Below are 15657 nucleotides of genomic sequence, written 5' to 3'. Positions count from 1 at the left end.
AATTCAATATTCTATAAATAATGCCATTACAGGTTTGACAGCCTGATCAAAAATCCATACTATACCCATCACCTCCTTACGACCCTATCGTCTAGAGGCCTAGGACATCGCCCTTTCACGGCGGTAACCGGGGTTCGAATCCCCGTAGGGTCGCCATATATCGTGCTATACGATCATTCAAGCTCCAACATTCATCATTATTCCATTGCAGATTTGTAGTTTTTCACTACAATAGCTCGCTTCATCTATATCTTTCCTTTTCTCTTATGCAGCCATCTCATACTCCGAATGATGCTTCGCATCAGAGCAATTCTGCGCCATTAAAACGCGCTATGAGTACTCGACACCTAGTCATGATTTCGCTTGGTGGCGCAATCGGGACAGGGTTATTTTTAGGTTCGGGTGAAGTCATTGCACAAACGGGGCCTGTAGGTGCCATTTTTTCCTATCTTTTAGGTGGTTTAATTGCCTACGCTGTAATGCTTTGCCTAGGCGAGCTTGCGGTACATATGCCTGAGTCGGGTTCTTTTGGTAGCTATGCACAAAAATTTATTGGTCCAGGTACGGGCTATACCATTACTTGGCTGTATTGGCTCACATGGACGGCCACCCTCGGAACTGAATTTACCGCCGCAGCACTACTGATGCAGGAATGGTTTCCTCAAATTTCGGTCTGGATTTGGACAATTGCCTTTGCCGCAATTGTTTTTGGACTAAATATGAGTTCAACCAAACTGTTTGCTGAATCTGAATTTTGGCTGTCTTTAGTCAAAGTTGTGACGGTGATTGTCTTCATTATTTTAGGTCTTTTGGCAGTCTTTGGCATACTTTCTTTCCAAGGCCACTCATCTGCACCTTTATTTAGCAACCTAACGGCTCAAGGTTGGTTCCCTCAAGGTTTATTCCCTATTTTTGCCACCATGCTGATTGTGAATTTTGCCTTTTCAGGGACAGAATTGATTGGTGTTGCAGCAGGCGAAACACAAGACCCAGCGAAGAATGTACCCAAAGCCATTAATGCCGCTATTTGGCGTCTTTTAATCTTCTTTGTCGGGACAATTGTCGTCATTAGCGCACTCTTGCCACATCAAATGGCAGGCTTAAATGCTGAAGGGGTCAGTAGTAGTCCATTCGTGACCGTGTTTACCTATATTGGTATTCCCTATTCAGAAGATATTATTCGCTTTGTGATTATTACCGCGCTGTTATCTGCGGCGAATTCGGGCTTATATGCTGCTTCGCGCATGATGTGGTCTTTATCTGATAAAAAACAATTACCGGCTGTGTTTTCCAAAGTAAATCATCGTGGCATTCCATTTATTGCCATTATTGTCACTATGTTTGGTGCACTGCCAGGCTTATTATCAGAACAATTTGCACCTGAAACAATTTTCAAAAATTTACTCGGAATAGCCGCATTTACCATGGTAATTGTATGGATGAGCATTTGCTTAAGCCAATTCAATTTCCGTCGTCAGTGGTATAAAGATGGTCATACAGCGAAAGAATTGGGCTTTGCTGCACCACTCTTCCCAATCGTACCGATTCTTGGTTTTGTATTCTGTTTTATTACCGGTATTAGTATGGCGACCGACCCAGAAATGTTGCCGGGCTTTATTGGCTGCCTAATGTTTATTGCTGGTTGTTATCTCAGTTATTATATTTTTTATCGAAAGCAAAACTAACACATAAAAAGAGTGGTCAAGTACCGCTCTTTTTTTTAAGCTAAATACAGACAATGTCCTCTATAAAAAATCTGACCCTGTATGAAAATTATTTTTATTCACGGCATGAATCAACAAAATTATGATGAAAATGCTTTAAAACAACATTGGTTAAATGTGTTTAAAACGGGCTTGACTCATGCAGAGCAAAATATCGAGCTTAAATCACTGGATATTAAACTCCCCTTTTATGGTGATTTACTAACCAAACATCAGCTCTATAACATTTTAGATTTAGCCACACTGCTCCCTAAATCACTTTTGAATTTACACCTTCCCTTTCACCTCTGGCATAACACCTCTATTGTTCAAGAACATAGGCCCTGTGTCACGCCCTTACCCTGTTTCAATCCTGAACAATCTGAGTCGCTTACTCAGCATTTATCAGTTATTTCAGCGTTAACCAAAGACCATGCTTTCAAAGAATTAAGCATGTTCCTTAATCACTACCCCAAACTACACGAAACACTGATTCATAAATTTTTAGTCGAAACCTATTTGTACCTGTCCAACCCTGACTTTATGCATGAAGTCCACCAAAGAATTATGTCTCACATCCATCCGACTAAAGATCATATTATTGTGGCTCATTCATTAGGCACAGTCATTGCTTATAACCTATTGCATCAATTTACCAATTTTAGGATTCATCGTTTTATTACACTCGGTTCACCACTGGCATTTAAAGTGGTTCAAGAAAAACTCAACTTACCGATTTCCCGCCCACCCCAGTTGCATGGTGATTGGTTTAATTTTTACTCACCCGATGATTTCTTAACTGCTTTCCCTTTATGCGAAGCGCCTTTCGACTTCGAACCACCGATTATTAATCAAGCAATCACCACACTTGTGAGTAGCCCACATAAAATTACCGGTTATTTACAACACCCAGCGGTCATCAAAAGCATTGTGGATGCCTTAAAGCTCAAAAATTAAACCAATTCAAAGTATATTTCACGAATTTGTTTTATTTTTATTCACTTGATTGTATTTTTAAAGATTATCCTCGAAAAAGGTTTGACAGCTTTTCATATCCACCCTATTATACGCCCACCTCTGAAACGACCCTATCGTCTAGAGGCCTAGGACATCGCCCTTTCACGGCGGTAACCGGGGTTCGAATCCCCGTAGGGTCGCCATTTAATTTATGGTTTAGTTTTCAGAAGTATGCCTCACCTATTGACCCTATCGTCTAGAGGCCTAGGACATCGCCCTTTCACGGCGGTAACCGGGGTTCGAATCCCCGTAGGGTCGCCACATTCGAGATTGAAAAATCTCATAAAAAAGCCTGATTATTATTAATCGGGCTTTTTTATTTTCAGCATCATCATCTTCAAAATCACATTCTGTTTTATACTCAAATTCAACAAAACAATAAATTATGACTTCATGCACATTCGTCTATTTCATAAAACCAATTCACGTTCACAACGCATCCTTTGGTTATTAGAAGAATTAAAACTCGATTATGAATTGGTTTTTTGCGATAACAATCCATCTGATCAAAGCTTAGATCAGATTAGACACCCTCACCGACTTGCCAAATTTCCAACGGTGCAAATTTGTGAAAATGAGGGTTCAGATGTCATTACCCTTGCTGAAACAGCCGCAATTGCAGACTACCTAAGCTATTTATTCAATGAATTAGGCATAGCTAAGCTTAGCCATCAAGAAATACAGCATTTTTATTATTGGAAAAATTTTGCTGAAGCGACATTGATGCCCGATTTAGCCCTCAAACAAATTTTTGCGGCTATTGTGGCAAGAACACCTTGGGCCATACGTTTTGTCAGTCAATGTCTAAAATTGGGATTTGATCACGGCTATTTAAATCATACCTTGAATCAACACTTGCAAATGATGGATCAACATCTAAAACACCACCGCTATGTCGCAGGTCAGCAGTTTACTATTGCAGATCTTTTATTATGGTTTCCCTTGTTGGCTTGCACGCAATCCAACCCTGCGTTTGAATCCTTAGCGCATATCCAGCGTTATTTATTACAAATCCAAAGCAGACCAGCCTTTCAACGTGCATTAGAGAAAGGACAATGGTCTGCTTCGACATTTCAATCGTATTGGTCTAAAGCATGGTAATCAGTTATGCACTACGACGTGAATTGACCCGACCTTTAATCATGGCGGTAATATTGCCTTTGGCATATTTCAAGAATACTTTGAGGGGTGACAATTTAGGATTTGGACGTTTGCCCTGCGCAATATCCTTAAACTGTGCGGCATACCAAATAATTTCCATAATCGCCATTTTATCGACCATCGGAATACCTGTTTTAATGTTATTGACTGCATAACGCACATCCTGCCCCGCAATCAGACGATCGGTTAAATCGGTTTCGACGGCTAAAGGGCGTGCAATACCAATAAACTCACAAGCACCACTGTCTAAGGCTGCATTCATCCCTTTTACAGTACGGAAACCACCCGTCACCATCAAATGGCACTTTACTTGTTTGCGAATTTTTTCTGCAAAATCGAGGAAATAGGCTTCGCGGGCAATGGTGCTGACTTTACGCTTATCTGCTTTCGCTCCAGCCATTGCCGGTGCTTCATAAGTTCCGCCTGAGATTTCAATGAGATCTATACCGGCCTCATCAATCGCTTTAAAGACCGTAATCACTTCATCTTCCGTAATACCACCACGCTGGAAATCTGCTGAATTCAGTTTCACTGAAATAATAAATTGCTCTGAAGTCGCTGCGCGTACAGCTTGATAAATTTCCAATAAGAAGCGCATACGATTTTCAATTGAACCACCCCATTGGTCTTGACGTTTATTGGTCAAGGGCGATAAAAATTGACTGATTAGATAACCATGTGCGCCATGTAACTGTACGCCTTCAAAGCCCGCTTTTTCACAAATTTTTGCTGATGTGGCAAAGCGCTGAATAATGTCCAGAATTTCATCTTCACGTAATTCACGCGGTGTACCAAAAGTTGTTGCAAGCATTGGACTAAAAGGCACAGCCGAAGGTGCAACGGTTTCTTTATTGAGTCCTTTTGGACACTGACGACCCGGATGCGACAATTGAATCAATTGCACCATGCCATATTGCTTACCAATCGCTGCCCAGCGTTGCAATTGAGCGAGATCACGCTCTGATTCAATCACCACAACACCCGGTTCATTTTTGGCACGAAAGTCCACCATCACATTGCCGGTAATCGCACAACCTAAGCCACCTTTTGCCCATGCTTCATATAAACCCCAATGTAGTTGGCTCGGCTGACCTTGATAATTGGCTAAGGCTTCACTCATCGCACCTTTAATAATACGATTTTTAAAGCTGATATTGCGAATACTGGCTGCTTCAGCAAGATGACTCATATTCATACCCTAATTTATTTGTATTTATGTAGAGCTAAAACTCTAAACTTTTTATACTATTCGTCAATGACTATTCTGACAATATGACTTGTCAGTAAATTTATAAATACTGACTTGCGGCAATCAATTGTTGGGTATATTCGGTTTGCGGATTTAAAAATAATTGCTCCGTGGTCTGAAATTCCATCACTTTGGCACGACGTAAAACCAAAACTTTTTGGCACAACGCTTTCACAACCTGTAAATCATGGCTGATAAATAAATAACTAATTTGATGTTCTTGCTGTAAACGTCTTAACAGCTTCACAATCGCCCGTTGCGTGGTGCGATCCAGTGCCGAAGTCGGTTCATCCAGTACCAATAATTTAGGGTCAAGCACCAGCGCACGTGCCAAGGCCACACGCTGACGTTGCCCCCCCGAAAGCTCATGTGGATACCGCGTTCTAAAGCTGATGGGTAATTCTACTTTTTCTAAAGCTTCATCAATGCGCTGTGATATTTCAGGATTGGAGAGTTTTTTTAAACCCAAACCTTCGCCAATGGTCTGCTCCACATTTAAACGTGGATTTAAACTGCTAAATGGATCTTGAAAAACGATCTGGAATTCAGCACGCAAGGGACGTAATTGTGTTTCATTGCATTGGTTTAAATCTGTTCCGAGCAGAACAATTTCACCCTCACTTTTAATGAGTCGGGTAATGGCTAAAGCCAGTGAACTTTTACCTGAACCACTTTCCCCAACAATGCCAATCGACTCACCCTGTGCCAACTGTAAATCTAAGGGTTCAACAGCGACAAAATAATCTTTGACTCGGTTTAACCAACCTTGCTTAATCGGAAATTTCACCGCAACATTATGTAAAGTCAATATATCAGGACGATCTACAATCTCGATGGCTTGACCAAAATCATGGTTCAATAAATCTTGAGTATATGTCTGCTTCGGACGTTTAAATATTTCGTCAACACTGCCCTGTTCTGCAACCACACCTTTATTCATCACAATCACCTGATCAGCATAGCGATGAACCAAATTTAAGTCATGGCTAATCAAGATCATGGCCATTTTTCGGCTTTGTTGTAATGATTTAAGCAGCGCTAAAATTTGTGCCTGCAAGGTCACATCCAAAGCCGTCGTTGGCTCATCTGCAATTAAAATATCGGGATCTAAGGCCAAAGCCATGGCAATCATCACACGTTGACGTTGCCCACCTGACAGTTCATGCGGATAACGGCGCAATTTATCTTCTGGGTCGGTCATGCCCACATCGTTGAGTAATTCGATAATGCGCGCTTGAGTCTTTGCTTTTGACCAGCCTTGCAACAACAACGTTTCACCAATAATCTTTTCCACCCGATGTAATGGGTTTAAGGCCGTCATCGGTTCTTGGAAAATCATCGCCATTTTCTGACCACGAATTTGTCGCAGTTGTTCAGACTTAAGGGTTAACACATCTTGTTGCCCTAACCAGACCTGACCTTGTATGCTTAAAGTACTGGGTAACAGCCCCAGTAAAGCCAAACTACTGATCGACTTCCCTGAACCACTTTCACCGACAATGGCAATGGTTTCACCAGCATGCAGCTGAAAATTTAAATCATTAACCAACAGCTGTTGCTCATGCTGAATATTCAAATGTTCTACAGCCAATACCACCTGTGGATTATTGGCGTCTTGGATCGAATGCATCACGTGTCGCCTCCCCAATATAAATCAATAATGATAAAACAATGGCTAAGGTAAAGAAGCCTGACAGTGCCAACCATGGTGCATTTAAGTTCGACTTGCCTTGTAATAATAATTCACCTAAAGATGCCGCATCTGGCGGTAAACCATATCCCAAGAAGTCTAAAGCCGTCAGTGCGGTAATATTGGCCGTCAACATAAAGGGCAGTTGTGACAAACTTGAACTCATGGCATTCGGTAAAATATGCCGAAACATAATGGTTCGATCACTGACTCCCAAACCACGCGCTGCACGTACATAATCCAAATTACGGGCTTTTAAAAATTCTGCACGTACCAACCCGACCAGTGTCGTCCAACCAAAACAGAGCATTATCAAAAACAGCCAATACACATTGGGGGTAAACATGCTGACCAAAATCATCACCATAAATAATGTCGGCAAGCCACCCCAAACCTCAAGGATACGCTGCCCCAGTAAATCGATCCATCCACCATAATAGCCCTGAATTGCACCCACCATGATTCCGAGAATGGCTGAAGCAAAGGTTAAGGCAAAGCCAAAAAGCAGCGACACGCGTAAACCATAGAGAATACGTGCCAATACATCTCGCCCTTGATCATCGGTTCCTAACCAGTTTTGCGCAGTTGGTGCAGAAGGTACAGGCACTGCTAGTTCTAAATTTGGCGTTTGGTAGGAATATTCAATCAGGGGCCAAAGCGCCCAGCCGTTATGACTGATGAGCTGTTGTACCACGGGGTCTTTATAATCGGCTTCTGTTTCAAATACACCGCCAAAGGTAGTTTCAGGGTAGGATTTAAAAACAGGCACGTACAATGAATCATCATATTTCACTAACAGCGGTTTATCGTTAGCAATCAATTCCGAAGCCAGTGACAAAATAAAAATCAGCGCAAATAAAATCAGACAAGCAAAGCCGAGTTTATTTTCCTTAAAGCGTTTTAAGCGCATCTGCATTAAAGGTGACATCACTCGGCACCTCGCGAATCAAAATTAATACGCGGATCAATCACCTGATACAGTACATCACTGATTAAACGCAACACTAAACCGAGCAAGGTAAATAAAAATAATGTACCAAAAATGACAGGATAATCACGCTGTTGAATCGCTTCAAACCCTAGCAAACCCAAACCATCTAAATTAAAGATGATTTCAATAAATAAGTTGCCGACAAAGAAAATACCAATCAATGCTTCGGGTAAACCCGCAATCACAATCAACATGGCATTACGAAACACATGACCATATAGCACGCGTGATTCACTTAAACCTTTGGAACGCGCAGCCAAGACATATTGCTTGTTTAACTCTTCCATAAAGGAATATTTGGTTAAATAGGTCAGTCCCGCAAAACCACCAATCACCATGGCCAATAAAGGCAAGGTCATATGCCAAAAATAGTCTTTAATTTTGCCTAACCAACTTAAACTGTGAAAATTTTCAGACACCAAGCCCTGCAAGGGAAACCATTGAAAATACGAGCCACCAGCAAAAAAGACAATCAATAACACGGCAAAAACAAAAGATGGGATGGCATAGCCTATCGCCAATAACATGGAGGTCGATTTATCAAACAGCATGCCATGTTGGCGTGCTTTTTTAATCCCCAAAGGAATCGAAATCAGATAAATCAGTAAAGTGCTCCATAAGCCCAAAGACAAGGACACGGGCATTTTTTCCCAGAGTAATTGGGTAACAGGTTTATCTTTAAAAAAACTGGTGCCAAAATCAAAGCTGGCATAACTTTTCAGCATGCTCCAAAAACGTTCATGTGCAGGCCGATCAAAACCATATTGGGCTTTAATCTTCTCTACCATTTCCTCACTTAAACCTTTGGCACCCTGATAATTACTTTTGCTATGCGCAGTTTCACCACCCGTTGCGCCCATGCCTTGAAAAGCTTCCGCTTGTTGAATCGCTTGCTCGACCGGCCCTCCGGGGGCAATTTGAATCACCACAAAGTTAATCAGTAAAATGAAAAACAGGGTCGGAATAATCAGCAGCAGTCTTTTTAATATATATATGCCCATCGAAACAACGTTCCTTGTGCCTTGGTGATTGCTTATTGTTGACGTAAATAATGCGTGACTTTTTTGGCTTGCTCGGCATCACTCCACCAATAGTCAATCCCCGATGATAACTTTGGTTTGACTTTGGGTTGATGATACATATTCCAATAGGCAAACCAGTTTTCACCTTTACCATAGGTCGGAATTTGATAATAACCGGCACGTAATAATCGATCGAGCACCTTGGTTCTCAGCACCAATTGTTCGCGATCTGGTGCCTGAATGACCTGCTGAACGACAGCATCAATCACCGAATTTTTAATGCCTGAATAATTATAATTCCCCGGCTGATCTGCCGATGCACTGCCCCAAAACTGTGCCTGTTCATTGCCCGGATTGAGTGACTGTGGCATCACGCTGGTGGTCATGTCAAAATCTTTACTTCGCATGCGCTCAATGTACTGTGGCACATCGACTTGTCGAATAGCAACATCAATCCCCAAACGCTTCATATTGCGTATAAATGGCATCAAAGTACGCTGCAAACCCTCTTGATGAATGAGAAATTCAATCTGAATCGGCTTGGCCTTAGAATCCAGCAATCGTCCATTTTGGAAGCTATAACCTGCTTTTAATAACTGCTGCCTTGCAATGAGCAAATTATTACGATTAAAACCACTGGCATCAGAGATGGGATATTGCCAAGCCTTAAGCACTCCCTGACGTTGAATCGGATTTAATCGTGCCAAATACGGCTTTAAAATCGCCATTTCTGCCTGACTGGGAACACCTTTCGCTTCAAGTTCACTGTTGGAAAAATAGCTCTGTAAGCGTTGATATTGCCCATAAAATAAAGCTTTATTTTGCCATTCAAAATCATAAGCGTTAGTAATGGCTTGACGAAATTGAATGTCATTAAAAGGGGCACGGCGCGTATTAAACACAAAACTTTGTGTCGCAATAGGATTGTGATGCTGAAATTTATATTTCACCACCATCCCCGATTTCACAGCAGGAAAATTATATTCCGTAACCCATTTACGCGCAGTCATTTCTTCATGCAAGGTATATTGACCCGACTTAAAGCCTTCAAAAGCGATGTCTAAGCTGCGGTAATACACATACTTCAAACGCGCAAAGTTATAACGCCCTTTATTCACTGCTAAGTCTTTGCCCCAATAATTGGGATTTAGCTTATAGGTAATACTGCGACCCGCATCAATGCGATCAATTAAATAAGGCCCTGAACCTAGAATTGGTTGCAAAGTGACACGGGTAAAATCTTTATGCTGCCAATCCTTTTTTGAATAAATCGGCATTTGCGACAAAATCAGCGGCATTTCTGAATTTTTGTCCGATTTAAAACTCATCTTGACCACATATTTGGATAAAACTTCAGTTTTATCCAAATCGGCCAGATACATTTGCAAGCCCGGATTAGACTTAGTCTGATAAGCATCAAAACTAAACTTTACATCTTGCGCTGTCACGGCACTGCCATCGCTAAAACGTGCTTTGGGATTTAAATGAAAAATGACATATTGGGTTTTTTGAGGATCAAAGGTAACTTTTTCTGCCAGCAAAGGATACATGACCCCAGGCTCATCCAGTGAACTTGACATCAACGAGTCAAACAGATGTTCAACCCCATCTGTGGAACTGCCTTTACCATTCATACTATTTAAGTTATCGAAAGTGCCATTACTGGCGGTACTTAAATAGCCCCCTTTCGGCGCATGCGCATTGGCATAAGGCATGACAGATAAGCCTGCATATTTCGGCTGACTATGTACAGCAATGTATGGTGTAGTCTGCACCGCAGCCCACACCCCTTGAGTCAGAAGACCCAGTCCACAGGCAAAACCAAAGCGTTTTGCGCTAGCCAATAACATGTAAAAGCACTCCCTGTCTTTGCATGTTTTATAAGTTTGGAACTTTAATCACTTCACCAATACGCAATTGAGTATTCGTTTGAATATCATTCATTTCAGCGAGTTTTCCAGTATCCACGCCATAACGGTTTGCCAAACCAATCAAGGTATCACCGCGTTTAATTTTATAGTCAGCCACTGTTTTAGGAACCACAATCTGTTGACCTACCCGTAAACTTGCACGCGCATTTAAATCATTTAGCGCAGCCAATTCAGCCACTGTCACTCCAGACCGGTTGGCAATGGCATTTAAAGACTCACCGGGTTTTACCGTATAGGCTTCAGTATTACGTGATGGTTTCGCGGCTTTAGGTATTGCTGCTTCAACTTTTGTTTCAGGCTTTGGCAGATCACCTTCAATTTTTAAGCGTTGCCCCACCCGTACAGTTGAAGTACGTGACAAGCCATTTAAGCTCGCCAAATAATCCAACTGTAAGTGATATTTCTTGGCAATACTGCTGAGTGTTTCACCCGATTTCACCACATGCGTATCGCTCTGTTTTTCAGTACTCTGCTTTTCCGCACTGGCTTTTTCAATTTTTGCTTCGACTTTACTTGCGACAGGTTCTTCACCGCTCAGTTTTAAACGCTGTCCCACACGTAATCCCGTATTACGATTAATACCATTGATATTGGCAATATAATCCATTCCTAAATTATATTTCGCAGAAATGGCAGATAAACTATCACCCGATTGCACCGTGTAACTCTCTGGAACTGTTGAACCAGCAGGAATTTTAATGCTTTGACCGACTTGTAAACCACTGTTGTTATTAAGTTTATTAAGCTGTGCCAATTCAGTTAAAGATATTTTTGATTGTGCTGCAATGCTATACAAGGTATCGCCACGTTGTACCTGATAGCTTTCAGTTTTATACGCTGGTTCTACAATTGCTGCATCCACTTTAACAGGATTAGATTTTTCTTCCTGTTTACTGTCTACCTTGGTGGCAACTTCATGTAATGGAACATTAATTTTTTGTCCCACCATTAAACTACTGCCTGAAGTTAAACCGGTAGTTAAATCCGCCAATTCTTGATTAGACAACGCATAACGCTCTGCAATCAGTTTTAAGTATTCACCGCGTTTAACCACATAGGACTTGGTCTTCACTTTAGAAACTGGAGTTGCACTGCTTGTCTTATTCTCTGCTTTATTCGGATTTGCTGAAGTGGTTTCTTTTAATGCTAATTTTTGTCCAACACGCACGCCACTGTTTACAGCCAAATCATTGTAATCCGCCAGTTGTTTGACCGACAGACCAAATTGGCTCGCAATGCCGGTTAAGCTGTCATTGGCTTGAACCACATAGGTTTCAGGTGCTGCTTTAGCTTTAGGGGCTGCAGATGATTCGGTATTTTGCGGCTTAGCATCATATAAATAAATACTGGTTCCCACATAAAGCGGTGAACTTGGATCAATCTGATTCCACTTCGCCACATCACGCCAATTCAAACCATTTTTCATGGCAATCACCGCCAATGTATCCCCCGGAAGCACCGTATAGGTACTGCGCTTGCCTTTAGGCGGCACGACAACAATTTCTGAATCCGTCTTAACGTAATTTTTACCTTGGTTACGTTTGGCTTCATCAGAATCTGCTTTGGTATTTTCCGCTACACCTTTTGGATACGAGAATCCTTTGGTTAATTCCTTCCCTTGTTGCTCCGCAACAGACTGACTGGTTTGAATCGCGGTTAATTTAATTTTACCGTCAAAAGGATCCGTAATTTCTGTGCCTTGCGGTGCGATTGCTTTAATTTCTTCAACCACTTTCTCTTGTTCAGCTTTACTGGCTACGGGCTGAAGCACTTGCTCTACGGTTTTATTTTCACCTTCAGCTTTGACTGCTGCCAAAATCTGTTCACGTTCACGCGCAGATAACGGTGGCTCAACAGTCACAGGTTTAACATTGGCAACTTGAGTGACCGCAACAGGAATACGTGGTGCACTTGGAATATCACTATTTGCAGCAAAAGAGGCCAACGCTGCCGAACCTTGAGGGGTCGATATCCGTTTATTTGAACTTTGTGTTGCTACCACAGGATTGGTAGGTTTAACCGTGGTCGTTGCCACAGGCTGAGAGACTTTTGGTGTATTGGCGACTAATATCGGTGGTGCTGTTTTTACCGGATTAATCACTTGAGTATTCAGTTCAGGTGGATTGCTTCTTTCTGGGGTAAAAGGTTGTGCTGCACTTGCCCATAAACTACCCGAACTCGATTGTAATTTTTTGAGTTTCGTATCAATCGATGGACTTAAATCGGCAGGAATAATAATGCGCATTGGGCTTTCACTATCAATACGATCACCACGATGCCCCGGATTTAACTGATAAAGCTCTGCACGGCTTAAACCGGTAATAGAAGCAACATCATTTAAACTGACTGCCCCAATCGCAACCTCTCTAAAATGCGGACGATTGGCAATCGGTGGCAATGACACACCATAAGCATTTGGATTTTTAATAATTTGCGCCACAGCCAAGAAACGCGGTACATAATTCATGGTTTCTTGCGGCAGTTTAAGTGACCAATAATCGGTTGGTAATCCTGCGGCTTTATTACGGTTAATTGCTTGCTGGATACGACCGGGACCTGCGTTGTATGCTGCTAAAGCCAACTCCCATGAACCAAACTGGTTATATAGCCCACCTAAAAACTCATACGCCGCACGGGTCGATTCAACTACATCTCGACGACCATCGTATAAACTGGTTTGCTTCAAACCATAAATACGCCCCGTGCTCGGAATAAACTGCCACATCCCTGCGGCGGCTGCACTACTGGTTGCAGCGGGATCATACGAACTTTCAATAATCGGTAATAAAGCCAATTCTGTTGGCAAACCGCGACGTTCCGCTTCTTTCACCGTGTGATAAAGATAACGCGAAGCACGTGCGCTCAAACGGTCTAAATACGGTTGACGTGAAATAAACCAACCCCGTTGCGCTTCAATACGAGAGTCCCAATGGGTTTGATCCATTTTAAAACCGACGGTCATACGCTTCCAAACGTCACCGTGTTTTAAAATTAACAGACGATCACCTTCTACTGCGCGCATATCGGTTGCAGAAAGTAAATCTTCTAAAGAGTCCAAACTATTGGCATCTAGATATCCAGAACCCACCAATTTCGATTTTGATTTTTGCGTTGCATTTGGGCTTGAGGAACAGCCCGTCAGACCTAAAGCAGCTAAGGCTGAGCCCAATACAGTAATTTTTAAAAACTGAGGCAATGAAGGCTGATACAAAATCGCGGTTGGTTTATACATAAAGGAATCCAAACAACTCGTATAAAATTTATTTTTTAGATATGCCATTGTAGTGAAGCATGTCGTAGACACAAGGCCGTAATTTAGCGCTATTTCAGTATAAATGTTACAAGAAATTAAAAATTAACCATGTTATACGGTTCTAAACTGCAATTGCGTTATACAATATACCACTCACTTTGTTTAATTTGACTCTCATTAGTTCGGATTTGGTTATATGACTCAAACAATTACACTCTATGTCGATGGCGCTTGTCGCGGCAATCCTGGTTTAGGCGGTTGGGGTGCATATGTCATTACTGAGTCTGAAGAACACAAACTTTATGGCGGCGAACCCCACACCACCAACAATCGTATGGAATTAATGGCGGCAATTGAAGGGATTAAATTTTGCCCTAGCGATGCCAAATTGATTATCTGGACCGATTCGAACTACGTCAAACAAGGCATTACTGAGTGGATTCACGGCTGGAAAAAGAAAAACTGGAAAGATGTTAAAAACCCAGATCTTTGGAAATTACTGGATGCAACCTGCCAAGGTCGTGAAATCGAGTGGAACTGGATTAAAGGTCATGCAGGACATGCAGGGAATGAAATGGCAGATCAATTGGCAAATTTAGGTGCAGACCAAACCCTAGAGTCAATGAAAAACCCATCTGCACCCTCAAACCAAGCCCCTACAGCTGCTGTCGAGCTTGATAAAAAAAAAGCTGAAAAAGATTGGCTGCTAGATGACCCTTTTGGTTTCGATTTAATGGATTCTGATCCACAAGATGACGATGAAATTTTAGAAAATGATGATCAAATGACAGAGCAGTTAGTCGTAGAAATCTCTCAAACTGAAACAGTGCAAGAAGCCATTATGCCGCAGGAAGAGATTTTATCGAGCACCCCCACGCCTTTAGCATCTGAGCATCCACACATTGTCATTACCCCTCGAAGCAAAGAGGTGTTTGGTCCACGCCAACTCATTTTAGATACAGAAACCACAGGTTTTTACTTCCAAGATACGGACCGTATTATTGAAGTGGGCGCCATTGAAATGGTGAACCGTAAACTTACGGGCAGCTCCATTCATATTTATATCAACCCGAAAAAACCTGTGGGCGACTCTGAAAATATTCATGGTATTTCAGATGCCTTCTTGCAAGACAAACCTGAGTATGCAGAAATTGCAGAGGTACTTTTTAATTATTTAAAAGGTGCCGAAATTATTGCCCATAACGCCACCTTCGACATGAACTTCCTGAACATGGAGTTTAAACGCGCAGGTTTTGTTGCCCTCTCGGAAGTCTGTTCCGTCACCGACACCTTGGCTATGGCGAAAAATAAGCATCCGGGGCAAAAAAACTCTCTTGATGCTTTAGTGCGCCGTTATGAAGTGCCACAACGAGACCGTACTTTCCATGGTGCATTGCTCGATGCGGAAATTTTATCCGATGTCTATCTTGCCATGACCGGTGGTCAAGTCTCCTTCGATATGGATAGCTTGACTGAAAGTGAACAACAAGAAGCACAGACAGCACGCCAACAAAGTGTACAGGTTGATCTCCCGATCATTCAGCCTTCAGCACAAGAACTTGACGCACATGAGACATGGATCAAACAATTTGAAGAAAAACATGGAATAGCCTGTCTTTTTGCAAAATAAAATCTACATT

At 42.0% G+C, this 15657-nt stretch carries 10 protein-coding genes and 3 tRNA genes; 7 read left to right on the top strand and 6 right to left on the bottom strand.

The features are described 5' to 3' along the window. The first annotated feature begins 80 nt into the window (after positions 1 to 80). The 6 genes from F994_RS14930 (at position 81) to F994_RS14905 (ending at position 3821) form a co-directional block, all read left to right on the top strand. Positions 81 to 156, top strand: a tRNA-Glu gene (locus F994_RS14930). A 110-nt stretch (positions 157 to 266) separates the two neighbouring features. Next, positions 267 to 1685 carry an amino acid permease gene (locus F994_RS14925; RefSeq protein WP_004651414.1) on the top strand — a complete coding sequence of 473 codons (1419 nt, stop codon included), beginning with the start codon at positions 267 to 269 and terminating at the stop codon, positions 1683 to 1685. Positions 1686 to 1766: 81 nt separating this feature from the next. Further along, the gene (locus F994_RS14920; protein WP_004651413.1) at positions 1767 to 2660 is read left to right on the top strand and encodes a hypothetical protein; all 894 of its coding nucleotides are present in this window, start codon (positions 1767 to 1769) and stop codon (positions 2658 to 2660) included. Positions 2661 to 2787: 127 nt separating this feature from the next. After that, positions 2788 to 2863 (top strand) — tRNA-Glu (locus tag F994_RS14915). A 42-nt stretch (positions 2864 to 2905) separates the two neighbouring features. Next, positions 2906 to 2981: transfer RNA gene (locus F994_RS14910), tRNA-Glu, on the top strand. Between the two features lie 132 nt (positions 2982 to 3113). After that, positions 3114 to 3821, top strand: coding sequence for a glutathione binding-like protein (locus tag F994_RS14905; protein WP_004651412.1), 708 nt, complete (start codon positions 3114 to 3116; stop codon positions 3819 to 3821). A 4-nt stretch (positions 3822 to 3825) separates the two neighbouring features. On the opposite strand, the gene F994_RS14900 is transcribed toward F994_RS14905, so the two are convergent. From F994_RS14900 to F994_RS14875, 6 genes are all read right to left on the bottom strand, one after another. Beyond that, positions 3826 to 5070 carry an NADH:flavin oxidoreductase/NADH oxidase family protein gene (locus F994_RS14900; RefSeq protein WP_004651411.1) on the bottom strand — a complete coding sequence of 415 codons (1245 nt, stop codon included), beginning with the start codon at positions 5068 to 5070 and terminating at the stop codon, positions 3826 to 3828. Positions 5071 to 5170: 100 nt separating this feature from the next. Next, positions 5171 to 6760, bottom strand: coding sequence for an ABC transporter ATP-binding protein (locus F994_RS14895; protein ID WP_004651410.1), 1590 nt, complete (start codon positions 6758 to 6760; stop codon positions 5171 to 5173). Further along, a complete protein-coding gene (locus tag F994_RS14890; RefSeq protein WP_004651409.1) occupies positions 6735 to 7748 on the bottom strand; it encodes an ABC transporter permease in 1014 nt (337 codons plus the stop codon). The genes F994_RS14895 and F994_RS14890 overlap by 26 nt, the downstream gene beginning before the upstream one ends. Beyond that, positions 7748 to 8812, bottom strand: coding sequence for a microcin C ABC transporter permease YejB (locus F994_RS14885; RefSeq protein WP_004651407.1), 1065 nt, complete (start codon positions 8810 to 8812; stop codon positions 7748 to 7750). Before F994_RS14885 ends, F994_RS14890 begins: the two co-directional genes overlap by 1 nt. A gap of 32 nt (positions 8813 to 8844) precedes the next feature. After that, complete coding sequence (locus tag F994_RS14880) at positions 8845 to 10683, bottom strand: extracellular solute-binding protein (protein ID WP_004651406.1); 1839 nt, start codon at positions 10681 to 10683, stop codon at positions 8845 to 8847. 28 nt (positions 10684 to 10711) lie between these two features. After that, on the bottom strand, positions 10712 to 13996 hold the full coding sequence (locus tag F994_RS14875) for a lytic transglycosylase (RefSeq protein WP_004651405.1): 3285 nt from the start codon (positions 13994 to 13996) through the stop codon (positions 10712 to 10714). Between the two features lie 217 nt (positions 13997 to 14213). Here F994_RS14875 and dnaQ point away from each other — a divergent pair, with 217 nt between their 5' ends. Further along, on the top strand, positions 14214 to 15647 hold the full coding sequence (dnaQ, locus tag F994_RS14870; protein ID WP_004651404.1) for a DNA polymerase III subunit epsilon: 1434 nt from the start codon (positions 14214 to 14216) through the stop codon (positions 15645 to 15647). Positions 15648 to 15657: the final 10 nt, after the last annotated feature.

The sequence above is a fragment of the Acinetobacter bohemicus ANC 3994 genome, assembly GCF_000367925.1.
Classification (GTDB): Bacteria; Pseudomonadota; Gammaproteobacteria; order Pseudomonadales; family Moraxellaceae; genus Acinetobacter; species Acinetobacter bohemicus.
This window is presented reverse-complemented; position numbering and strand designations above follow the sequence as displayed.

Excerpts from the sequence above, each read along its gene's own strand:
- dnaQ (WP_004651404.1), top strand. The coding sequence starts at position 14,214 with ATGACTCAAACAATTACACTCTATGTCGATGGCGCTTGTCGCGGCAAT.
- F994_RS14890 (WP_004651409.1), bottom strand. The coding sequence starts at position 7,748 with ATGTCACCTTTAATGCAGATGCGCTTAAAACGCTTTAAGGAAAATAAA.
- F994_RS14880 (WP_004651406.1), bottom strand. The coding sequence starts at position 10,683 with ATGTTATTGGCTAGCGCAAAACGCTTTGGTTTTGCCTGTGGACTGGGT.
- F994_RS14875 (WP_004651405.1), bottom strand. The coding sequence starts at position 13,996 with ATGTATAAACCAACCGCGATTTTGTATCAGCCTTCATTGCCTCAGTTT.
- F994_RS14925 (WP_004651414.1), top strand. The coding sequence starts at position 267 with ATGCAGCCATCTCATACTCCGAATGATGCTTCGCATCAGAGCAATTCT.
- F994_RS14920 (WP_004651413.1), top strand. The coding sequence starts at position 1,767 with ATGAAAATTATTTTTATTCACGGCATGAATCAACAAAATTATGATGAA.
- F994_RS14885 (WP_004651407.1), bottom strand. The coding sequence starts at position 8,812 with ATGGGCATATATATATTAAAAAGACTGCTGCTGATTATTCCGACCCTG.
- F994_RS14905 (WP_004651412.1), top strand. The coding sequence starts at position 3,114 with ATGCACATTCGTCTATTTCATAAAACCAATTCACGTTCACAACGCATC.
- F994_RS14900 (WP_004651411.1), bottom strand. The coding sequence starts at position 5,070 with ATGAGTCATCTTGCTGAAGCAGCCAGTATTCGCAATATCAGCTTTAAA.
- F994_RS14895 (WP_004651410.1), bottom strand. The coding sequence starts at position 6,760 with ATGCATTCGATCCAAGACGCCAATAATCCACAGGTGGTATTGGCTGTA.